The organism is Rhizobium tibeticum, from assembly GCF_900110205.1.
Lineage (GTDB): Bacteria > Pseudomonadota > Alphaproteobacteria > Rhizobiales > Rhizobiaceae > Rhizobium > Rhizobium tibeticum.
The window spans coordinates 1-20,935 of the sequence record NZ_FOCV01000016.1; the positions used below are offsets into that span (position 1 = coordinate 1).

At 59.6% G+C, this 20,935-nt stretch carries 19 protein-coding genes and 2 pseudogenes; 16 read left to right on the forward strand and 5 right to left on the reverse strand.

All coding sequences use genetic code 11. From position 1 onward, the window contains the following. The 3 genes and pseudogenes from BSG20_RS38865 to lhgO form a co-directional block, all read left to right on the forward strand. Positions 1-162 (forward strand): annotated as a pseudogene (locus tag BSG20_RS38865) (IS1182 family transposase); the annotation flags it as partial. Positions 163-283: 121 nt separating this feature from the next. After that, positions 284-505 carry an Lrp/AsnC ligand binding domain-containing protein gene (locus tag BSG20_RS18070; RefSeq protein ID WP_280142197.1) on the forward strand — a complete coding sequence of 74 codons (222 nt, stop codon included), beginning with the start codon at positions 284-286 and terminating at the stop codon, positions 503-505. A gap of 130 nt (positions 506-635) precedes the next feature. Beyond that, entirely contained in the window at positions 636-1,868 is a 1,233-nt protein-coding gene (gene lhgO, locus BSG20_RS18075; RefSeq protein ID WP_072377554.1) for an L-2-hydroxyglutarate oxidase, read from the forward strand. A gap of 75 nt (positions 1,869-1,943) precedes the next feature. Here the strand turns inward: lhgO and BSG20_RS18080 are convergent. Next, positions 1,944-2,668, reverse strand: a pseudogene (locus tag BSG20_RS18080) (SDR family oxidoreductase). 232 nt (positions 2,669-2,900) lie between these two features. Between BSG20_RS18080 and BSG20_RS18085 the strand changes: the two are divergent. From BSG20_RS18085 to BSG20_RS18115, 7 genes are all read left to right on the forward strand, one after another. After that, a complete protein-coding gene (locus BSG20_RS18085; RefSeq protein ID WP_072377556.1) occupies positions 2,901-3,797 on the forward strand; it encodes a helix-turn-helix domain-containing protein in 897 nt (298 codons plus the stop codon). A 230-nt stretch (positions 3,798-4,027) separates the two neighbouring features. Then, positions 4,028-5,113 carry an ABC transporter substrate-binding protein gene (locus BSG20_RS18090; RefSeq protein ID WP_072377558.1) on the forward strand — a complete coding sequence of 362 codons (1,086 nt, stop codon included), beginning with the start codon at positions 4,028-4,030 and terminating at the stop codon, positions 5,111-5,113. Positions 5,114-5,197: 84 nt separating this feature from the next. Beyond that, the gene (locus BSG20_RS18095; RefSeq protein ID WP_072377560.1) at positions 5,198-6,019 is read left to right on the forward strand and encodes an ATP-binding cassette domain-containing protein; all 822 of its coding nucleotides are present in this window, start codon (positions 5,198-5,200) and stop codon (positions 6,017-6,019) included. Beyond that, a complete protein-coding gene (locus tag BSG20_RS18100; RefSeq protein ID WP_072377562.1) occupies positions 6,016-7,275 on the forward strand; it encodes a sugar ABC transporter permease in 1,260 nt (419 codons plus the stop codon). The genes BSG20_RS18095 and BSG20_RS18100 overlap by 4 nt, the downstream gene beginning before the upstream one ends. Before the next feature lie 26 nt (positions 7,276-7,301). Continuing rightward, complete coding sequence (locus tag BSG20_RS18105; protein ID WP_072377564.1) at positions 7,302-8,030, forward strand: SDR family oxidoreductase; 729 nt, start codon at positions 7,302-7,304, stop codon at positions 8,028-8,030. Positions 8,031-8,032: 2 nt separating this feature from the next. Continuing rightward, positions 8,033-9,652, forward strand: a complete 1,620-nt coding sequence (locus BSG20_RS18110; protein WP_072377566.1) for an FGGY-family carbohydrate kinase — start codon at positions 8,033-8,035, stop codon at positions 9,650-9,652. Between the two features lie 309 nt (positions 9,653-9,961). Then, on the forward strand, positions 9,962-10,450 hold the full coding sequence (locus tag BSG20_RS18115) for an RrF2 family transcriptional regulator (protein ID WP_024314638.1): 489 nt from the start codon (positions 9,962-9,964) through the stop codon (positions 10,448-10,450). Here BSG20_RS18115 and BSG20_RS18120 read toward each other — a convergent pair. The 4 genes from BSG20_RS18120 to BSG20_RS18135 form a co-directional block, all read right to left on the reverse strand. Beyond that, positions 10,433-11,443: a mechanosensitive ion channel family protein gene (locus tag BSG20_RS18120; RefSeq protein ID WP_072377568.1), complete on the reverse strand. Its 1,011-nt coding sequence runs from the start codon at positions 11,441-11,443 to the stop codon at positions 10,433-10,435. The two genes, BSG20_RS18115 and BSG20_RS18120, sit on opposite strands and share 18 nt — an antisense overlap. A 75-nt stretch (positions 11,444-11,518) precedes the next feature. Next, on the reverse strand, positions 11,519-11,938 hold the full coding sequence (locus tag BSG20_RS18125; RefSeq protein ID WP_072377570.1) for a cupin domain-containing protein: 420 nt from the start codon (positions 11,936-11,938) through the stop codon (positions 11,519-11,521). A 62-nt stretch (positions 11,939-12,000) separates the two neighbouring features. Beyond that, the gene (locus tag BSG20_RS18130; protein WP_072377572.1) at positions 12,001-12,753 is read right to left on the reverse strand and encodes an SDR family oxidoreductase; all 753 of its coding nucleotides are present in this window, start codon (positions 12,751-12,753) and stop codon (positions 12,001-12,003) included. Between the two features lie 60 nt (positions 12,754-12,813). Next, positions 12,814-13,293 (reverse strand): carboxymuconolactone decarboxylase family protein, encoded by a 480-nt coding sequence (locus BSG20_RS18135; protein WP_072377574.1) that lies wholly within the window; start codon positions 13,291-13,293, stop codon positions 12,814-12,816. A gap of 124 nt (positions 13,294-13,417) precedes the next feature. Between BSG20_RS18135 and BSG20_RS18140 the strand changes: the two genes are divergently transcribed. The 6 genes from BSG20_RS18140 to BSG20_RS18165 all read left to right on the forward strand — a co-directional run bounded on the left by BSG20_RS18140 (position 13,418) and on the right by BSG20_RS18165 (position 20,906). Next, complete coding sequence (locus BSG20_RS18140; protein WP_072377576.1) at positions 13,418-14,317, forward strand: LysR family transcriptional regulator; 900 nt, start codon at positions 13,418-13,420, stop codon at positions 14,315-14,317. 62 nt (positions 14,318-14,379) lie between these two features. After that, positions 14,380-15,405 (forward strand): hydroxyacid dehydrogenase, encoded by a 1,026-nt coding sequence (locus BSG20_RS18145; RefSeq protein ID WP_072377578.1) that lies wholly within the window; start codon positions 14,380-14,382, stop codon positions 15,403-15,405. 193 nt (positions 15,406-15,598) lie between these two features. Beyond that, positions 15,599-17,734 carry a methylmalonyl-CoA mutase gene (scpA, locus tag BSG20_RS18150; protein WP_072377581.1) on the forward strand — a complete coding sequence of 712 codons (2,136 nt, stop codon included), beginning with the start codon at positions 15,599-15,601 and terminating at the stop codon, positions 17,732-17,734. Positions 17,735-17,993: 259 nt separating this feature from the next. Continuing rightward, positions 17,994-19,151: a Gfo/Idh/MocA family protein gene (locus tag BSG20_RS18155; RefSeq protein ID WP_072377583.1), complete on the forward strand. Its 1,158-nt coding sequence runs from the start codon at positions 17,994-17,996 to the stop codon at positions 19,149-19,151. Positions 19,152-19,164: 13 nt separating this feature from the next. Further along, complete coding sequence (locus BSG20_RS18160; RefSeq protein WP_024314629.1) at positions 19,165-20,049, forward strand: carbohydrate ABC transporter permease; 885 nt, start codon at positions 19,165-19,167, stop codon at positions 20,047-20,049. Next, positions 20,046-20,906 (forward strand): carbohydrate ABC transporter permease, encoded by an 861-nt coding sequence (locus BSG20_RS18165; protein ID WP_072377585.1) that lies wholly within the window; start codon positions 20,046-20,048, stop codon positions 20,904-20,906. The genes BSG20_RS18160 and BSG20_RS18165 overlap by 4 nt, the downstream gene beginning before the upstream one ends. The last annotated feature ends 29 nt before the right edge of the window (positions 20,907-20,935 follow it).

Below are 20,935 nucleotides of genomic sequence, written 5' to 3' on the forward strand. Positions count from 1 at the left end.
CCGTTCGGCACGATCAAGCAATGGATGAACCAGGGCGCGTTCCTGATGCGGCGGCTGGAAAACGTCCGCGGGGAGTTCAGCCTGACGGCGCTCGCCTACAACATCAAGAGGGCCATCTCCATCATCGGTGTGCCGGGCCTGATCGCCGCGTTGCGGACATAAAACGCCCCATTTTGCGTTGTTCTCAACCCAAAATAAACGCCACTATGCCCATGAACGCCACCATCGCACCCGAAAACGGAAAAGCTGGAAATTGGACAAAACGCCGCCGTCCACGCCGAAAATCAACTACTTTCCATCATTCGAAGAGTTCTCGGACGGTCTGCCGGAGATTCGCGAGTGCTTTTTGATGACGGGTGGATCGGATTATCTGCTTCGCGTTGACGTCGAAAGCGCCAGTGCTTTCGAACGGATTCACAAGGAGATACTTTCAGTCCTGCCGGGTGTGCTGCGGATCAATTCCAGCTTTTCGATCCGCAACGTTTTGTCGGTGCGCCAGAAATAGATGCGCGGGGTACTCAGCAAAGGCGTTTGACGACGGCACCTGGAGCGACTTACGCCATAAGGATTTCAAGACGGCGAGCCGCGCGAATGCTAACCTTGACAGTGGGGATCACTCACAACCGGATAGTGGCATGTATGACCATTGCATCATTGGAGGGGGCATCGTCGGCTTGGCGGTCGCCATGGCGTTGCAGGAAAGGACACCTGGCGCCAGAATCGTTGTCTTGGAGAAAGAGGCAGAGCTTGCCAGACACCAGACGGGTCGCAATAGCGGCGTCATCCACGCCGGAATCTATTATGCTCCCGACTCCCTGAAGGCAAAGCTCTGCCGCGAGGGTGCGGCGGCGACAAAGCGCTTCTGTACTGACAATCGCATCCCATTCGAAACCTGCGGAAAGTTATTGGTCGCCACCAACGATACGGAGACTGAGCGCATGGATGCGCTCGAGGGAAGGGCACGGCAGAACGGCATCGACTATAGGCGGCTGACGACCGCGCAACTGAGAACCGCCGAGCCTGGTATCGCCGGTCTCGGCGCTCTTCTGGTCCACTCCACCGGGATTGTCGACTACGCGGTGGTATGCCGCGCCATGGCACAAAAGATCGAGGCTCGGGGTGGCGAGATCAGGCGCGGAGTTGCGGTCAAAGCCATTCACGAACAGGAAAAAAGCGTGCGCATCGAAAGTCCGTCCGGTTGCGTCGACGCCAGCAAACTGGTTGCCTGCGCCGGTCTCCAGTCGGACCGAATAGCGTTGATGGCCGGCTTGAAGATCAATCATCGGATCGTTCCGTTCCGTGGGGAATACTACGCATTGCCGGCATCGAAAGCGAAGGTCACGCAGCGCCTCATCTATCCGATCCCCGATCCCGACTTGCCGTTTTTGGGAATTCACCTGACGCGAACGATTGACGGCGGTATGACTGTGGGTCCCAATGCGGTGCTTGGTTTTGCGCGCGAAGGCTATGCCAAGGGCAGTTTTGCTATCGCTGACATCGGCAACATGGCGACGTTTCCAGGCTTTTGGAAAATGGCTCGGAGGTATTGGCGTTCGGCAATTTCAGAATTTGCCAATTCCGCGTCGCGCGCACGCTATCTCAAGGAATGCCGGAAGTACTGCCCTGCGCTGACGATCGATGATCTGCAACGCCCGCAAGCCGGCATTCGCGCGCAGGCGGTGATGGCCGACGGAAGCCTGGTTCATGATTTTCTGTTCAAGCAGACCGAACGAATGCTGCATGTCTGCAATGCCCCCTCACCGGCGGCAACCTCCGCCATCCCGATCGGACGCATGATCGTCGATCGACTGCTTGAAGGCACCAGGGCGACAAATGTTTCCCCCGCCCTGCAGGGGGCTGAGGCTTAGGTCTTCGGTTCGATTGTTGCCCAGGAGAGATGTGCGTGGACCATCTCGATCCACCTGTGAAAATGGGCGTGCCGATCAGGAGATGGCAAGACCGCCGTCCACGGGAAGCGATATGCCGCTGATCATGGAGGCCTCATCGCTCAACAGGAAGAGAATTGCCTCGGCGACCTCATCAGGATCGAGAAAGCGTGCAAGCGGGATGCGAGCCTTGACCGGGTCGGCCTTGGCCGGGTCGCTCCAGGCAAGTTCACCCATGGGGGTCAGCGTGACGGTCGGGTTGACGCTGTTGACACGGATGCCGGCGGCGCCGAGATCTACCGCCATGACGCGCGTGATCGCATCGAGCGCCGCTTGGAAGCGCAGTAGGCGGTGTGATTGGCAACGCCGCGACGCGCCGCATCGCTTGAAACATTGACGATCGAACCCTTGATGCCGCGCTCGATCCAATCGCGTACGACCGCCTGTGCCAGCACCACCGGGGCAAGGGTATTGACGTTGAGAACATGGCTGAAGTCGACCACTTCGGTCTCCACGAACGATTGCAGCACGGTCGTGCCGGCGCAATTGACCAGCATGTCGACAGGAAACGCCGGCGTGACGGCCGCAGCAATCGCGCCGATCTCAGCAAGGTCGGCACAGATCGGTTCGCAAACGATCTCTTGCGCGAGCACTTCCAGATCGCGCCGATCGCGTGTCAATGCGACGACCGTAGCGCCTCGGCTCGCCAGCATGACTGCCGTTGCGCGCCCGATCCCCTTGCCCGCCCCGGTGATAAGAACGCGTTTCCCATTCCAGTCCATTTTCACTCCCTCGGCGAACTGCGCTGTTGACACAGACCTACTCGGAAATGCGCTGCGGGGCATCTAGGCAATCATCAATCGGATGACAAAAAAGTATCGGTCTGCGGGGGCAAATGTGGTGGAGCGGTCGGTCACATCCGGCTAAACTTCTTTCATGTCTGCGGGAGGGAACCGGGAGAGCTCCTCCGCGGATGGCCGAGTAACAGAATGTATCCCTGGGAGGGGTAGTCGTATGCGGGATGTATCAGAGCCCGATCTGGAAGTCGTCCAGATACGATCCGGCGAGTCCTTCAAAATGTGGTCGCACGGATATCCCTATCATACGGTGCGGTGGCACTTTCATCCCGAGTACGAGATCCACCTCATCACCGAAACCTCCGGCTGCTATTTTGTCGGCGACTTCATCGGCGATTTTCAGCCGGGCAATTTTGTCATGACCGGCCCGAACCTGCCGCACAACTGGGTGAGCGAGGTCGTCGACAACAGGCGCATCGAGCAACGCTGCCTGGTTTTGCAATTCTCCGAGGCGTTCATCGATGGCCTGCTTGCCATCCTTCCGGAGCTCAAGGGTTTCCGCTCGGTGCTGGCCGATAGTCGTCGAGGCGTTCTCTTTTCGCTCGAGGCAGCCGCGCTCGCAAAGCCGATCATGCAGGAGATGCTGGACGCCACAGGTGCGCGTCGCATCGCGCTTTTCATGCACCTCGTCGAACTTTTGACCGGTGCAAACGATCACGTGGCTCTGACCACATCCGATTATCAGCCCGATCCCTCCGGTTATATGTCGATCGGCACCAACAAGGCGTTGGCATTTATCCGCGAGCGACTGACGGAACCGTTTTCCGAGACCGATCTTTCGGCGATTGCCGGTCAAACGCCAAGCGCGTTCTCCCGGTCGTTTCGCAAACATACCGGCTTCTCGGTGATTCAGTATGTCAACCGCTTACGCATCAATCTTGCCTGCCAGTTGCTGATGAGCAGCGAGGACATGCCTGTGATCGATATCTGCTACGCATCCGGGTTTAACAACCTTTCGAATTTCAACAGACACTTTCTCGCACAAAAAGGGATGCCGCCCTCCAGGTTCCGAGCATTGAGGGCACAAAACGAAAAAGCGGTGGAGGCCGCCTAACCAGGGAGGACAGGGAGGAGACAGGAGACATTGGTGGCAAGTGCGAACCGGAGACCGTGGCGGGCCTCCGCGAGGGATCGCGTGTCGTCAAATTTGGAACAGATGCGCCTTAGCAGTGCGGCCGACGTTACCGTGAGTTTCGGCGCGCGGCTTTGTGCACGTTAACTCAGGCCAGCCACACGCCTGAGACGGTAACCGCAACAATCGATCTCTTTAAGGGAGAAACCGAAATGACGCAATTCTCAATGAAACTCGCAGGCGCTGCCCTACTGGCTGTCGGCCTTCTTAGCGGAACGTCCGTTTTTGCACAATCGGCCAAGGTCACAGACGCAACGGTCGCTTTCCTGATGCCCGACCAGAGCTCGACGCGTTATGAAGAGCATGACTACCCAGGCTTCCAGGCTGAAATGGCAAAACTCTGCGCCGGCTGCAAGGTGATATACCAGAATGCCAATGGCGACGCATCGCGCCAGCAACAGCAATTCAACTCAGCGATCTCACAGGGTGCGAAAGCGATCGTCCTCGACCCGGTCGATTCCACCGCCGCTGCCTCGCTGGTGAAGATGGCCCAAAGCCAGGGCGTCAAGGTCATCGCCTATGACCGCCCTATCCCGTCTGCGGCCGCTGACTACTACGTCTCCTTCAACAATGAAGAGATCGGCAAGATGATTGCCGTATCGCTTGTCGAACGTTTGAAGAAGAACAATGTCAAGCCGGAAGACGGCGGTCTGCTGGAGATCAACGGCTCGCCGACCGATGCGGCTGCCGGCCTGATCAAGAAGGGCATCCATGCAGGCATCGCTGAAGGCGGATATCAGGTGCTGGCCGAATACGACACGCCGGAATGGGCGCCGCCGAAGGCACAGCAATGGGCAAGTGGGCAGATCACCCGCTTCGGCAAGAAGATCATTGGCGTCGTGGCGGCCAATGACGGTACCGGCGGTGCAGCCGTCGCCGCCTTCAAGGCTGCCGGCATTGATCCGGTCCCGCCGGTGACTGGCAATGACGCAACGATTGCCGGCCTGCAGCTGATTATCGCCGGCGATCAGTACAACACGATCTCCAAGCCGAGCGAGATCGTGGCTGCAGCCGCCGCCAACGTCGCACTGCAGCTGCTTTCCGGAGAGACGCCGAAGGCGGATACGAAGCTGTTCGACACGCCCACGCAGCTCTTCACGCCGGCGCTCGTGACTGCGGAGAACCTGAAGGCCGAAATCATCGACAAGACGGTCAACGGTAAGCCGATCCAGACGCCTGAGCAGCTTTGCGGCGACCGTTACGCGGACGGTTGCAAGAAGCTTGGTATCGGCAGCTAAGCGCTCCTCCCGGGGGCCCTCCGGCGCGTGTCGTCGGGGGGCTCATTGCAAATCGCATGAGGTCATACGGAAAGGCTTGCCTCGATGACGGACACTCAACACGATACGCCCCCGATCGGCGAGCTCGTTCTCAGCCTGCGTGGCGTTTCCAAGAATTTCGGTGCCGTATCAGCCCTGACGGATATCGATCTCGATGTGCATGCGGGCGAAGTCGTGGCGCTGGTTGGCGACAATGGCGCGGGAAAGTCGACACTCGTCAAAATTCTTGCCGGCGTGCACCAGCCGACGTCGGGCGCGATCACCTTCGCGGGCAAACCGGTGACGCTCGCTGACCCAAGTACGGCACTTAATCTCGGCATTGCGACGGTTTTCCAGGATCTCGCACTTTGCGAAAATCTTGATGTGGTGGCCAACATCTTCCTTGGCCGGGAAACCAATCCTCTGAAGCTCGACGAAGTGTCGATGGAGGTGCGCTCATGGAAGCTCCTGAATGAGCTCTCAGCGCGCATTCCCAGCGTTCGCATTCCGATCGCGTCGCTTTCCGGTGGGCAGCGTCAGACGGTGGCGATCGCCAGATCGTTGCTGTTGGAGCCGAAGCTCATCATGCTCGACGAGCCGACGGCCGCACTTGGCGTTGCGCAGACGGCGGAGGTCTTGAACCTCATCGAACGGGTCCGTGATCGCGGCCTCGGCGTCATCATGATCAGCCACAATATGGAGGACGTGCGGGCCGTTGCAGACCGCATCGTGGTCCTGCGGCTCGGCCGCAACAACGGGATATTCTATCCCGACGCAACAAACCAGGAACTCGTCAGCGCCATCACCGGAGCCGCGGACAATTCCGTCTCCCGCAGGGCAAGCCGACGCCAAGCGTCGGGCGATATCACAGAGGGCGGAAACCTATGAGCACCAACTCCAATCAGAACGCCCCATCCCCACCCCTGCTCGATCGAAGCGACGTTCGCGTCAAGCATGAAACCGGCGTCAGCGGCGCCATCCGGGCCTTTGGCGATCGCGTGCGATCGGGCGATCTCGGGTCGTTGCCGGTCGTCGTCGGCCTGGTTCTAATCTGGACGGTGTTTGCGTCGCTCAATCCGGTCTTCCTTTCTGCTAACAACCTCGTCAACCTGCTCTTCGATGCGTCGACGGTCGGTGTTATCTCGCTTGGCATCGTCTGTATCCTGATGGTCGGCGAAATTGACCTGTCTGTTGGCTCGATCAGTGGCTTCGCCTCGGCGCTCGTCGGAATGCTGTGGGTCAATGAAGACTGGCCGGTCGCCCTGGCGATCGTCGCCGCCCTTGCAGCGGGTGGTATCATCGGTGCGCTCTATGCATTGCTGTTCAATCGACTGGGAATGCCGAGCTTCGTTTCGACGCTGGCCGGCCTACTCGCCGTTCTCGGCATGCAACTCTACCTTCTTGGCGCGACCGGTTCGATCAACCTGCCCTACGGCTCTGCGGTCGTGAACTTCGGACAGCTGCTGGTCATGCCGGATCCTGTTTCCTATGTTCTCGCCGCCATTCCAGGGTTCGTGCTGTTCGTGAGCGGTTATCGCACTGTCGTACGCCGCCGCGCCGCAAGCTTGTCCTCGCAGTCGCTTGGCAGTCTGATTTTTCGTGCTGTCGTAATCACCTTGGTGCTCGAGCTGATCGTGTTTTATCTCAACCAGGACCGCGGCATTCCGTGGATGTTTGGTCTGTTTGTCGGCTTGGCCGTGGCCATGAGCTACGCGCTGACCCGCACCAAGTGGGGCCGCTCGATGACGGCGGTCGGCGGCAATCGCGAGGCCGCACGCCGCGCCGGCATCAATGTTCGCATGATTTATGCGAGCGCCTTCATGCTCTGCTCGATGCTGGCTGCACTTGGCGGCGTGTTGTCTGCGGCACGTCTTGCGTCGGCAAGCCAGCAGGCCGGCACCGGAGATGTGAACCTCAATGCCATCGCGGCTGCCGTCATCGGTGGTACCAGCCTGTTTGGCGGTCGCGGCAGCGCCTATTCGGCCTTGCTCGGCATCATTGTCATCCAGTCAATTGCCAACGGCCTGACCTTGCTCGATCTGTCATCGTCGCTTCGCTACATGATAACCGGCGCCGTTCTTGCCATTGCCGTCATTGTCGACTCGCTCGCACGCCGTTCGAGGGTGTCCCACGGACGCGCGTAAAACCCAGACAAAAGGTAAGGAATGCTATGAGACAGGAACTTTCTGGAAAGGTCGCTGCAATCACCGGCGCGGCCTCGGGGATCGGCCTTGAATGCGCAAGGGCGCTGCTCAGTGAGGGCGTCAGCGTCGCCCTCATCGATCGAGCTGAAGAGTCATTGAAACGAATTTGCTCCGAACTCGGACCGCAGGCATTTCCTCTGGTTGTCGATCTGACCATCCCGAAAAGCGTTGCGACGATGATGCCGCAGATTCTGCAAAGGTTCGGCAAGCTCGACATCTTCCACGCCAATGCCGGTGCCTATATCGGCGGAGACGTCGTTGAGGGAGATCCCGATGCCTGGGACCGCATGCTGAACCTCAACGTCAATGCTGCCTTCCGCTCTGTTCAGGCCGTGTTGCCGCACATGGTTGAACGGCAGACCGGCGACATCATCATGACCAGTTCCATCGCGGGTCTCGTTCCCGTCGTTTGGGAGCCGATATACACTGCCTCCAAATTTGCGGTGCAGGCTTTCGTTCACACGGTTCGGCGACAAGTGATGAAGCATGGCATTCGCGTCGGTGCCGTCGCGCCGGGACCCGTTGTCACGGCCCTGATCAGCGATTGGCCGAAGGCAAAGCTCGAAGAAACCATCGCTGCAGGCGGGCTGATGGAGGCAAGCGAAGTGGCCGATGCCGTCATGTTCATGCTCTCGCGGCCGCGCAATGTGACAATCCGCGACCTCGTCATTTTGCCGCACAGTACGGATCTTTAGACATGGCACGTCACTTTCTCGGAATCGATGTCGGCACCGGCAGCGCCCGCACGGGAGTTTTTAACGAGAGCGGTGATCTGCTGGCATCGGCAAAACAACCCATTGCCATCTGGCACGAGGCCGGCGGCGTCGTTGAGCAGTCGAGCGAGGATATCTGGCGGGCAGTTTCCAGCACTGTTCGCAAGGCGGTTGAGGATGCGGCGATCGATCCGGCCTCCATCGCCGGCATCGGCTTCGACGCCACCTGTTCGCTCGTTGCTCTCGGCGCGGATTGGCGTCCGACCAGCGTCAGCGGTTCAGGCGATGCCAACAGGAACATCATCGTCTGGATGGATCACCGGGCCGTCGCCGAAGCCGACGAGATCAACGGCGGCGGGCACGCGGTTCTGCGCTATGTCGGTGGCCGCATCTCGCCCGAGATGGAAACGCCGAAGCTCCTGTGGCTGAAGAGGCACCTGCCCCGGCAATACCGGGCAGCGGCCCACTTCTTCGACCTCTCCGACTATTTGACATGGCGCGCCACGGGAAGCCAGGCGCGATCAGTCTGCACGGTGACGTGCAAGTGGACCTATCTCGCCCATGAGGGGCGCTGGGACGCCGACTATTTTCGGGCCATTGGCCTTGAGGACCTCACTGTTGAGGGTTTCAAGCGGATTGGCAACGAGATTGTCGCTCCGGGAACGGCACTTGGCACTGGGCTTTCCGCCCAAGCGGCCGCCGATCTCGGCCTGTTGGTCGGCACGCCTGTTGGTGCTGCCCTCATCGATGCGCACGCGGGCGGCATCGGAACACTTGGCGCAGTTGAAGCTGGAACGTCGGGTGGCGCCGACATCGCCCGCCGCCTGGCCTATATTTTCGGAACCTCGGCCTGCTCGATGGCGACGACGCAGCAACCAACTTTTGTCGACGGCGTCTGGGGGCCCTATTTCTCAGCGATGGTCCCGGGCCTGTGGCTGAACGAAGGTGGGCAGTCGGCGGCAGGCGCGGCAATCGACCATCTGGTGCGTATGCATCCGGCATCCGGCGAAATCGAGGCGCGTGCAAAGGCAGAGGGTCTGTCACTCGTCGGCTATCTGGAGCGGGCAGCTGCTTGTGCCGGCGACACTGCCGCCGATCTGGCCAACGGTATCGTCGTGGTGCCGGAGTTCCTCGGCAATCGCGCGCCCTTTGCAGATCCGGATGCACGCGCACTGATCGCCGGACTGACCCTTGACGAAAACGAGGAGTCGCTTGTTTCGCTTTATGTGGCGGGGCTTGCCGGTCTCGGCTACGGTCTGCGGCAGTTGCTCGACGCATTGGCTGGCAAAGCGATCGACATCGACCTAATCGTGGCCAGCGGCGGGGCGGCAAACAGTCCCCTCGTCCTGCAGATGATCGCCGATACGACGGCGAGGCAGGTCGCCAGCGTATCCAGCCCGGAGCCGGTGCTGCTTGGCGCTGCGATGCTCGGAGCCGTCGCCGGTGGCTGTCACGCCGACATTTCCAGCGCAATGAGTGTCATGTCGCGCATCGCCAGGGTCTATCGCCCAGCCTCGGGTGCGATGCGCGAAAGACATGGTCGTCGGTATGCGGCCTTCAAGCTGCTTCAGGAAACCGGTCGAAAGCTTCGCGACATGATCTGACAAGGCTCTGTTCCACCTTCCGGTCGGATGTTGCGGCGTAGAAGGACAAAGCCGGTACGCCTGTGGCCAACGGCTCCAGGCAAGATCGATTGAACGCGGCACGACGGTGCTACTCGCCGGGCCCGATCGCACTCGAATGAGGACACTGGTTGGTGTCCAATCCATCCCGCGCTTCAGCTGCCTGTCGTGAATATAAGCGATCGGGCCGCGGTTGACTGTCACAACGGTCAGTCTGTTTACATCGTCGCGAAATAGGGATACTTTATATCCTTAATAGATGCTTTCGGGCGTCGAACCCGGACTGAATTGATGATCCTGAAAAGCCAAGTCGAATGGGCGCTGCATTGTTGCGCCATCCTTGCCGGTCTGCCTGAAGGCCGTTACCTGTCAACCAAGGCATTAGCGGAGTTCCACGGGCTTCCGAAGGAATATCTTTCTAAGGCGCTGCAGAGCCTTTCCCAAGCAGGTCTCGTTCATACGACGCTCGGTCCATCGGGCGGCTACCGATTGGCAAAGGCACCGGCCGAGCTGACCTTTCTTGACATCGTCGAGGCCGTTGAGGGTAAGGCGCGAACCTTTATCTGCAACAACATCAGAGCCAACAATCCCTGTCGGCCGCTTGGCTATTGCGAAAGCGGTCCTTGCGCCGTAGCAGGCATCATGTGGGAAGCCGACGAAGCGTGGCGGCAGAAGCTGCGCAGCGTCAGATTATCCGATCTGATAGAGACCCTATCCAAGGATATTCCCGCCGATCTTTGGAAGAGCAGCTTCGAATGGGTCCTAGAGCGAGCCGGATGAGCGTAGCTTGACCTCGCCCGCGCCGGGCATTGCGTAGAGGTAGCTCTGGGGCGGCATTGCAAGGGATAGGCCGCTTTCCCGGCACTGACGATGGACAAGATCGATCACTTCGTTCCTCGCCGGCGTTCTATCTGCCGGACTGGTCACGCGAAACTGCAGCTCGGTCTCGATTGCGACAGCGTCGATCCCCTTGAGGGCGACGATCGGCGGTGGGTCTTGCACGATCCCTGTGCAGCCTTGCAGGGCGGTTCGCATCGCCTCCTCGACGAGTTGCGGCCTATGGCTTGCCGCGATGCGGACGAGCAGCGTGATCTGATGCGTCTCGTCGGGACGGCTGAGATTCGTCAGCCCCACTTTCGCCAGGGCGCTATTGGGTAAAACAACAACGTTATGAGCGCCGGTGAGCAGAAATGTGGAGCGCCAGTTGTTCTCGATGACACGTCCCTCGGTCCCATCGCCGAGCACGATCCAGTCGCCAATGACAAAAGGCCGCCCCAATGTCAGCGCGATGCCTGAGAAGACGTCGCCGAGCGTATTCTGCAGCGCAAGGCCGAAGATGATGGCGACCACGCCGGAGGTCGCGACCAGGGTGCCGATCGGCGCTTTGAAGACGAAGCCGAGGATGGACAAGGCCACTCCGAGATAGACAACGGCAACGATCAGATCCTGCAGCAGCCGGGCTTCTCGCGGCCGGCGCTCCAGAACGATATAGATGCGCACGAAGCCGATCAGGGTCCATGCAAGGTGTGTCCACCATAAGACCCGGGCAGTGATGGACAGGAATGCCGTGGTGCCGGTCAGATGTGTCTCCTCGACGCGATGCGGCAGGATGCCAGCAAGGGCGAGGACAGCGGTCATGCATGCGAAAAACAGAATCTGAACGACCAGCCTGGCGGTCGGGCGGTCACGGCCCTGGAGATGCCATACGATAATGCCGGCAACACCCAGAAGATTGATCAGAACAAGCGGCAACGAGAGTTGTTCGTTGAACATGGCAGGCTCCGATCGCGAGGTTGCGGCCCTGTGCGGAGGGGCCGTGTGCGCGATCAACACCCGGCCCGCCCTGACTTACTTCTTCAAGGGATAGGTCAGTTCCTTCTCGCCGGTGTCAACCACGAAGACCGCAAGCAGCTTTGCAGGCTTTGCCTTGCTGCCGTTTGCACTGACACCATGACGGTCGCCGGGCATCTCCGAAAAGCTCTCTCCAGCTTGATAGGTTTTCACCGGCCCGTCATTGACCTGGCTGCGGATGGAGCCTTCCAGCACCGTTGCATAGATGAAGGCGGAATTCGGATGGGTGTGGCCCTCGGAAAAGCCACCTGGACCATATTCGACCAGAACACCCTTGATGCTCTTGCCCGGAACGTTCGGCAGCGCGTGCTCATAGACGAGCGTGACCTTGGAAGCCTTGCCGCCGGCGTCATCGGCGAACGCTGCGTTGAATGATAGCGCTGCGAGGGCTGCTGCGACAAAGATCGACTTCATCATATCGAGATTCCTTTCATGGATTGGCCGCTGCGCCTTATGAATTATAGCGCAGCGGCACTCTGTTATTTCCGCGCGGAGGTTGCGAACCATTGCTCGAAGGTGATCCGTCCCAGGCGTGGGTTGTTGTCCGAGACCAGCGAACCATCCGCCAGCCGGGCGCCGAAGTAACGTGCCTCAGGATCCGGCTCGACCTTGCGGGCATCAGCCGTGGCCTTGAGGTAGCGAGCAACGAGTTCGTTGAGCCGGAAGCGCTCCGGGCCGGCGATCTCGATCGTGCCATTGACCGGTGGAGCGAGCGTAACGTCGGCCATGGCATCGGCGACGTCATCGGACGCGATCGGTTGCACATAGGCCGGTGACAGGTGAACCGTATCGCCGACCGTGCCGGATTGCGCGATGCCGCTCAAGAACTCCATGAACTGCGTCGAATGAACGATCGTGTAAGGAACGCCCGAGGCCTTGATCAGCTTTTCCTGGGCTAGCTTGCCGCGGAAGTAGCCGCTCTCCTGCAGCCGTTCGGTTCCGACCACCGAAAGCGCGATATGGTGTTTGACGCCGGCGGACTTCTCTGCCGCGAACAGATTGCGGCCCGAGGTTTCGAAGAATTCCAGCACCGCCTTGTCCTCGAAAGAGGGCGAGTTGGCGAGGTCGACAACGACCTCGGCGCCGGCGAGCGCCTCGGCCAGCCCTTCACCGGTGATCGTGTTGACGCCGGTATTCGGAGAGGCGGCAATCACCTCATGACCTTGCTTGCGCAGGCGTTCGACTGTCTTGGACCCAATAAGGCCGGTCCCGCCAATGATGACGATTTTCATCGGACTTCTCCCTTCAGGGCGGCCATCGGCCGCTGTGTTGATGGCTCTGAGGTCGTAAGCTTAGTTGAGGCCGGCCTTGTCGAGACCGTAGGCCTTGTCTGCGGAACCGGGGACTGCCTTGAACGCGATGCTGGCGCGGTTCCAGGCATTGATCACCATGATCGAGAAGGTCAGGTCGGAAACTTCCTTCTCCGAGAGCTGGCCGCGGACGCGCTCGTAGAGTTCGTCGGGGATGCCGCCTTCGGGAAGGTTCGTGACTGCTTCGGTCCAGGCAAGTGAAGCCCGCTCGCGCGGGACAAAGAGGTTGGATTCATGCCAGATCGCCACGTGATAGAGGCGCAGTTCGCTCTCGCCGTGGATCTTGGCTTCCTTGACATGCATGTCGAGGCAGAAGCCGCAGCCATTAATCTGTGAAGCGCGGATGTTCACGAGGTCACGAATTTTCTGTTCGACGACGCTGTCCTTCAGGCCCATGCTGAGGTCTGAGAGCTTCTTGAAGAACTCGGGTGATTGCTGTGCGTAGTTGAGGCGCTGTGTCATGTCTCTCTCCTATTAAGGATATGCTGTATCCTTATGGATATAAGATATCCGTAATATCTGGACAGTAAAGCTCTTCCGACCTAAACTGCGACATAAGGCTTATGTCGAAACGTATGGGGGACAGATGGACATCGTATCTGCGCTGAGAGCCTTTCTGCGCGTGGCAGAAACAGGCTCGTTTTCTGCAGCGGCAATCGATCTCGATCTCACACAGCCAGCAGTCTCCCGGCAGGTTTCCGCACTGGAAGGACATCTCAACACGCGCCTGCTGCATCGTACCACAAACGCGCTTGCCCTGACCGTCGAAGGTGAACAAATGATCGCGATGGCGCTGCGGGTGGTCGAGGCAGTGGACGCTCTTAACGAAGCCTCCTGCGTCGAGACAGCCATGGCGTCCGGCCGAGTGCGGCTTACCCTGCCCGCGCCTCTTGGTCTTTATGTCAGCGAGCGCCTCCCGGGACTGCTCGAACGCCATCCCGGACTGTCGGTCGAACTGATGTTCCGCGAGGAGCCGTCCGATTTGATCGGCGATGGCATCGATCTCGAAGTGCGGCTTGGCGCGGTGTCAGACAATACCTTGATGTGCCGGCGGATCGGCTGGACGACCGCCTTTCTCGTCGCGGCGCCCTGCTACCTGGAACGACACAGTATGCCCAAAACGCTGGATGATATTGGTGGCCATGAATGCATCTGCTACAGCCGCGCCGGAGATGGACGGTCGTGGTGGTTTTCCGATGGATCGGAGGAGATTTCCGTGCGCATCGCACCGCGTCTGGTGGCCAACAATGCCGTGGCGGTACATCGCGCAGTATTGACCGGGGGCGGTCTTGCCGTGCTTTCGCATCTCCTTGCCAGCCCAGACATCGAGGCTGGCAGGCTGATGAAGGTGATGCCAGAATTTCCGCCCGCGCGCCTGCCGATCAATGTCGTCTATCCGTCGCGCAAAAACCTGCCGTTGCGGGTCCGCACGGTCCTCGATTTCCTGGCACAGGTGGTCAGGGAGGACCCATTGATGGCATCCTAGAGCACAAAGCGCTTGCTAAAATCTGCGCGCATTTTCATTCTGCGGGCAACTTGGGAGGAGCCATGAAGCGCAACATTGTCCTTGTTGATCCGCTGCCGCGGACGCTCGATCTCATCATGACGCCGGATGTTCGCCGCCGTCTGGCACAGCTGGGAGAGGTCGTCGTTTGCGAAGATCGCCAGATGCCGGCAGAACAGGTCGAAGCGCTGTTGCCGGACACGGTGCTGATTTTCGGCCAGACCGACATGCCGAAGGAGCGCCTGGATCGTGCGCCAAGGCTAAAGGCCATCATCAATGTCGAGTCGAACTTTCTGCCGAATATCGATTACCAGGCCTGTGTCGAGCGTGGTATCTGGGTGATCACACCGGCATCCGCCTTTGCGCCGCCCGTGGCCGAAGCCGCGCTTGGCATGGCGATTGATCTTGCCCGTGGCATCACCAAGGCGGATAGACAGTTCCGGGCCGGCGTCGAAGACTATGGCCTTGCCGGAAACGGCGAGACATTTCGTTTCGCCGGCGCACCGGTCGGCCTGATCGGTTTTGGAGATCTGGGGCGCCAGTTGCGGGATCTTATCCGGCCGTTTCGCAATAGCGTGCGCGTCTTTGATCCTTGGCTGCCGGCCGAGATCGTCGAGCGGCTCGACTGCATGCCGGCATCACTGGATGAAGTGCTTTGCGAAAGCCGCGTCGTCTTCGTCTTTGCCAGCGTAACCAGCGAGAACGAAGGGTTTATCGGCCGGCGTGAATTCGCAATGATGCAACCGGGCTCCGCCTTCCTGCTGATGAGCCGTGCGGCCGTCGTCGATTTTCCTGCCATGCTCGAGGCAGTGAGATCTGGCCATATCCGCGCCGCGACGGATGTCTTTCCAGATGAGCCGGTCGCTCCCGACGATCCCGTCCGCAAGGTGGAGGGGTTGTTGCTATCTGCACATCGCACCGGCGGTACGAGAGATGCCTTCTACGCGCTCGGCTCGATGGCTGTCGCTGATGCGGAGCTGATAATGAAAGGCTTGCCGCCGCAGCTTTGCCGAAGGGCGGATCCGGCGACCGCAAGCCGGTTGCGTTCCAAGCCGGTCAGCGTTTCATGAGCCGCGGGCCATTCGCAACGGCAGCGCCAACCCGTATCGGTCAGTTGATCGGTGAACTGGCCGCCCTTTTGCGAAGGGTCCCCTGGATGCCGCGGAAGCTCAGAAATTCCTCAATAAATTATCTTAAGGCTCTATCGCGCCGCAGGCGGTTAAAATGCTAGCCTGAGGCAAAAGAAGAATGCCGGAGGATAAAATGACGAAGAAAACGCTTGGCGACTGGCAGGCTCTTGCCGAGAAAGAGCTGAAGGCCTCGCCGGAGACGCTCGTCTGGAACACGCCAGAAGGGATCGACGTCAAGCCGCTGTATACCGAGGGCGACATAGCGGATGCTCAACACCTCGGATCGCTTCCTGGCTTTGCACCCTTTACGCGCGGCCCGCGCGCGACGATGTATGCAGGCCGCCCTTGGACAATACGGCAATATGCCGGCTTCTCCACTGCGGAGGCCTCCAATGCCTTCTACCGCAAGGCGCTCGGCGCCGGGCAGCAGGGCGTTTCGGTTGCCTTCGACCTTGCGACCCACCGCGGCTATGACAGCGATCATCCGCGCGTCGTCGGCGACGTCGGTAAGGCAGGGGTTGCGATCGACAGCGTCGAAGACATGAAGATCCTGTTCGACGGCATCCCGTTGGAGAAGATCTCTGTCTCCATGACCATGAACGGCGCGGTTATCCCGATATTGGCGAGCTTCATCGTCGCCGGCGAGGAACAGGGCGTGCCGCGCGCGGAGCTTTCAGGGACCATCCAAAATGACATCCTCAAGGAGTTCATGGTCCGCAACACTTATATCTATCCCCCCGAACCTTCGATGCGGATCGTCGCCGATATCATCGAATACACCGCAAGAGAGATGCCAAAGTTCAACTCGATCTCGATCTCCGGCTATCACATGCAGGAAGCCGGCGCGACGCTGGTTCAGGAACTGGCCTTCACGCTCGCCGACGGGCGCGAATATGTTCGGGCTGCGCTCGCCAAGGGATTGAACGTCGACGATTTTGCCGGCCGCCTCTCCTTCTTCTTTGCCATCGGCATGAACTTCTTCATGGAGGCAGCAAAACTGCGCGCCGCGCGGCTCCTCTGGACGCGGATCATGGAGGAGTTCAAGCCGGCCAAGGTCTCGTCGCTGATGCTGCGCACCCATTGTCAGACCTCGGGCGTGTCGCTGCAGGAGCAAGATCCCTACAATAATATCGTTCGCACCGCCTTCGAGGCGATGTCGGCAGTGCTGGGCGGCACGCAGTCGCTCCATACCAACTCCTTCGACGAGGCGATCGCGCTGCCGACGGAGTTTTCGGCGCGCATTGCTCGCAACACGCAGCTGATCCTGCAGCACGAGACGGGCGTGACGAAGGTCGTGGACCCACTTGCCGGCTCCTACTATGTCGAGAGCCTGACAAAGGAACTCGCCGATAAAGCCTGGGCCTTGATCGAGGAGGTCGAGGCGCTCGGCGGCATGACGAAGGCCGTCAACGAGGGCTTGCCCAAGCGGCTCATCGAGGAAGCGGCGACGCGACGCCAGGCGGCGGTCGACAAGGGTGACGAGGTCATCGTCGGCGTCAACAAGTACCGGCTCGAGACAGAGGAAGAGATCGAGACCCTGGCGATCGACAATGCCGCCGTGCGCACTGCCCAGATCAAGCGTATCGAGGAGACGAAACGTCGCCGCGACGGCACCGCGGTACAAGCTGCCCTCGACTTGCTTGCGGAGGTTGCAGATAGCGGCAAGGGGAATCTGCTTGCGGCAGCGATCGAAGCGGCTCGCGCGCGTGCGACCATTGGCGAGATTTCCGATGCCATGCGTCGCGCCTTCGGTGATCACGCCGCCGAGCCCGAGGTCATCAAGGACGTCTATGGTCAAGCCTATCGTGACGAACCCGAGCTGGCGGTGCTGAAAGACCGCATGAGCGATATCGGCAAGATTCTCGGCCATAGGCCGAAGATCATGGTTGCCAAGCTGGGCCAGGACGGCCACGACCGCGGCGCGAAAGTGATCGCCTCCGCGTTTGGTGACATCGGCTTCGATGTGTTGGCCGGGCCGCTCTTTCAGACGCCGAAGGAAGCAGCCGAGCTCGCCGTCGCGAACAAGGTACACGTGGTTGGCATGTCGTCGCTGGCTGCCGGCCACAAGACGCTGGCGCCGCAACTGGTCGACGAGCTCAAGGCGCAAGGCGCTGGCGATGTCATCGTGGTCGTCGGTGGTGTCATTCCGCGGCGGGATTACCAGTTCCTGATAGACCACGGGATCGCCGCCGTATTTGGGCCCGGCACGAATGTTCTGGATGCGGCAAATTCGGTTCTCGACCTGCTCGAGGGCAAGCGGCGAAACTAGATTTCGGGTGGTGTGACAACGGTTCGCGGCCAAGCTTTTCACCGTCGCCGTTCCGTTCTGCCTGAACGGAGACCGGCGTCAGCTGCTCCTGTGCAGCGAAAACGATTCCTATTCTCGCCTGAAAACCCATGAGCCTCGAAATCGAGCGGCTATGAAAATTAATTTCATAGTTCCAACTTTTCGCGGGATTCGTGTTGACGAGTTCGAATTTTTGTCTCAACTTGACGAAAATAAATTACGTAATGGGAACGAGAACGGCATGAAAGTGGGAATTATCGGGCTGGGTTTCCGGCTCGGCTACCTTGGCTACGTCTTCAAGTCTGTGGATGAAAGCTTCGAGATCGTCGGTTACGTCGACCCCGATCCTGCAGGCCTTCCTGGACTTGTCGAGAAGGGTATTTCCGCCGGCACGGCCTATGCTTCCCCCGAAGAGCTGATCGCCAACGAAAAGCTCGATCTTTTGATGATTGGTTCCCCGAACCACATGCATCTCGATCACATCAGGCTCGGTCTCGAAAGTGGCCTTAAGGTCTTTTGCGAAAAGCCGATCGTCACGACGATCGCCGAGAGCATCGAACTGGCACGGCTGATGGCAAAGTTCGGTCACGAGCGCCTGATGGTCGGCCTCGTGCTTCGTTACTCCCCACTCTACAAGGACCTGCGCGCCATTCAGGCTGCAGGCAAGCTCGGCCAGATCGTCTCGATCGAAGCCTCGGAGCACATCGAGCCTTATCACGGCGCTTTCTTCATGCGCGACTGGCGCCGCTACGAGCGCTATTCCGGCAGCTTCATGCTGGAAAAGTGCTGCCATGACCTCGATCTCTACAACGGCGTCGTCGGCGCCCGGCCTGAGCGCGTTGCAAGCTTCGGCGGTCGCAAGAGCTTCACGCCGGCCAACGATCCCGCTCGCGAAGGCATCAACGACCTGGAGCTGTTCCATCGCAAGCCAAGCGGCTGGATGGGCTCCGACAAGGTGTTCGATAGCGACGCCGACATTATCGACTATCAGGTGGCGATCGTCGAATACGCCAATGGCGTCGGCATGAACTTCCATACCAACCTCAATGTTCCCGACCAGTTTCGCCGCTTTGCCATCATGGGATCGCGGGGCATGGCAGAGGGCGATTTCGTCCGCGGCTATCTCGACGTCCATGAGCAACTGACAGGCAAGAAGGTGATCGAGAACAAGTACGCGGCGACCGAGCTGTCGCAGCACTACGGTGCCGACGAACAGATGGCCGCGGACCTGCTCGACAGTGTGCGCACCGGCACCGAACTTCCCGTCTCTACACTTAACGCCCTCGAAGCCGGTATTCTCGCCCTGTCCATGGACGAGGCGCGCATGAAGAAGGCTGTCATCGATCTGCGCCCGATATGGGACAGGTTCGAAGAAGCCCTGCACGCAAGAGCGGCTTGAGGAGGGCGGCAAGATGAGCGTCCAACGCAACGCAGTCATCTTCGCCTGGATCCTTCTCCTTCCGGCAGTGCTCTACGTGGCGGCGATTGTCGCCTATCCCCTGGTTGACACATTTATCCTGTCCTTCACCGATGCGTCGCTGAAAAAGACGACGAATTGGGTCGGCTGGGTCAACTACAGCAAGATCTTCAATGCGACCTTCGCCGAAGTCATCCTGCGGACATTCATCTGGACGTTCTTTTCCGTCTCCATAAAGATGATCATTGGCGTCTTCGGCGCGACGATGCTGAATTCCGCTGTACCAGGCAGGGCGCTCTTTCGCGTACTGACTATGCCGCCCTGGATTGTCCCCATGGCGATCGGCATCTTCATGTGGGGCTGGATGTATAACGGCCAGTTCGGGATGATTTCCGGCATGCTACAGCGCTTTGGTCTGGTGGACGCTCCGGTTGCGTTCCTCGCACAGGGTTCCACGGCGTTCTGGGCGACGATTATCACTGACGTCTGGATCGGCGTCCCGCTGGTCACGCTCTATATGCTAGCGGCCATGCAGGCGATTCCGCAGGATCTTTACGAGGCCGCCTGGACGGACGGAGCCGGCCGTTTCTACCGCTTCCGGCGCATTACCCTGCCGTTGATCGTCCCTTCGCTGATTACCATGTCGATGCTGTCACTCATCGCCACCTTCAACTCTTTCGATATCATCTGGATCCTGACGCGCGGCGGTCCGAGCGGCGAAACGACGACGATGATCATCGACACGTACCGCACGGCGATTGGTTCGAACAAATACGGTGAAGGGGCTGCACGCGCCGTGCTGATCTGCATCTTCCTGTCGATCTTCTGTGTTTGCTACTTCCGACTGACCAGCCGTCTTGCTTCCGGAGACAAGCGATGAAACAACCCCATCTGCTGATCAATCGGTACAAATGGTACGAGATCATCGGCATCTATGCCGGCATTCTGGTGTTCCTTACCTTCGTGCTCGCTCCCTTCGTTGAGGGCTTCCTTGTCTCGCTGAAACCACTCAGCCAACTTTTCTCCTCGCCTTATCGTTTCATTCCCGAGAACGGTTCCTTCGAAGCGTACCGGACGATGTGGATCAGCGTGCCAGGCTTTGCGCGCTACATCTTCAATTCCTTCTTCATCTCGACCGTCGTGACCGCTGTCGTTCTGGTCCTCGTCATCCCTGCCTCCTATGCGTTCGCACGGTTTGAATTCAGAGGCGCTGGGCTGTTGCTCGCTGCGTTCCTGGCGGTCAACATGTTTTCGGGAGCGGTGCTGCTCATTCCGCTCTTCCGGTTGATGCGATCGCTCGGCCTGCTCAATACCTATTTTGCAATCATGGTTCCGGGTGTCGCCTTCCTCATTCCGTCCGCGATCTGGCTGCTCAGAACCTACATGATGCGCATTCCAAGGGAGTTGGACGAGGCGGCCTTCGTCGACGGCGCCAGCCAATTCTACACGCTTCGCCGCGTCATCTTGCCGATCGCGATGCCCGGGATCATGGTGGTTGCAATCACCACCTTCATTGGCTCCTATGCCCAGCAGTTCATCTTCGCCCTCACCTTCAATTCCAAGACCGAATATGCGCCTTTGCCAGTCGGGTTGTTTGCCTATTTCGGCCGCCAGGAGGTGGTCTGGAATGAGCTGATGGCCGCCAGCTTCGTCGGCATTGCGCCGGCCATGATCGTGATTTTCTTCCTTCAACGGTATCTCGTCAGCGGGCTAACCGCGGGCGCGGTGAAACAGTAAGTCAACCACCAGAGAAAAAACGGGAGCTA

Excerpts from the sequence above, each read along its gene's own strand:
- BSG20_RS18100 (WP_072377562.1), top strand. The coding sequence starts at position 6,016 with ATGAGCACCAACTCCAATCAGAACGCCCCATCCCCACCCCTGCTCGAT.
- BSG20_RS18165 (WP_072377585.1), top strand. The coding sequence starts at position 20,046 with ATGAAACAACCCCATCTGCTGATCAATCGGTACAAATGGTACGAGATC.
- BSG20_RS18135 (WP_072377574.1), bottom strand. The coding sequence starts at position 13,293 with ATGACACAGCGCCTCAACTACGCACAGCAATCACCCGAGTTCTTCAAG.
- BSG20_RS18090 (WP_072377558.1), top strand. The coding sequence starts at position 4,028 with ATGACGCAATTCTCAATGAAACTCGCAGGCGCTGCCCTACTGGCTGTC.
- lhgO (WP_072377554.1), top strand. The coding sequence starts at position 636 with ATGTATGACCATTGCATCATTGGAGGGGGCATCGTCGGCTTGGCGGTC.
- BSG20_RS18125 (WP_072377570.1), bottom strand. The coding sequence starts at position 11,938 with ATGATGAAGTCGATCTTTGTCGCAGCAGCCCTCGCAGCGCTATCATTC.
- BSG20_RS18105 (WP_072377564.1), top strand. The coding sequence starts at position 7,302 with ATGAGACAGGAACTTTCTGGAAAGGTCGCTGCAATCACCGGCGCGGCC.
- BSG20_RS18120 (WP_072377568.1), bottom strand. The coding sequence starts at position 11,443 with ATGTTCAACGAACAACTCTCGTTGCCGCTTGTTCTGATCAATCTTCTG.
- BSG20_RS18155 (WP_072377583.1), top strand. The coding sequence starts at position 17,994 with ATGAAAGTGGGAATTATCGGGCTGGGTTTCCGGCTCGGCTACCTTGGC.
- BSG20_RS18110 (WP_072377566.1), top strand. The coding sequence starts at position 8,033 with ATGGCACGTCACTTTCTCGGAATCGATGTCGGCACCGGCAGCGCCCGC.
- BSG20_RS18130 (WP_072377572.1), bottom strand. The coding sequence starts at position 12,753 with ATGAAAATCGTCATCATTGGCGGGACCGGCCTTATTGGGTCCAAGACA.
- BSG20_RS18095 (WP_072377560.1), top strand. The coding sequence starts at position 5,198 with ATGACGGACACTCAACACGATACGCCCCCGATCGGCGAGCTCGTTCTC.
- BSG20_RS18115 (WP_024314638.1), top strand. The coding sequence starts at position 9,962 with ATGATCCTGAAAAGCCAAGTCGAATGGGCGCTGCATTGTTGCGCCATC.
- BSG20_RS18085 (WP_072377556.1), top strand. The coding sequence starts at position 2,901 with ATGCGGGATGTATCAGAGCCCGATCTGGAAGTCGTCCAGATACGATCC.
- BSG20_RS18140 (WP_072377576.1), top strand. The coding sequence starts at position 13,418 with ATGGACATCGTATCTGCGCTGAGAGCCTTTCTGCGCGTGGCAGAAACA.
- BSG20_RS18160 (WP_024314629.1), top strand. The coding sequence starts at position 19,165 with ATGAGCGTCCAACGCAACGCAGTCATCTTCGCCTGGATCCTTCTCCTT.
- BSG20_RS18145 (WP_072377578.1), top strand. The coding sequence starts at position 14,380 with ATGAAGCGCAACATTGTCCTTGTTGATCCGCTGCCGCGGACGCTCGAT.
- scpA (WP_072377581.1), top strand. The coding sequence starts at position 15,599 with ATGACGAAGAAAACGCTTGGCGACTGGCAGGCTCTTGCCGAGAAAGAG.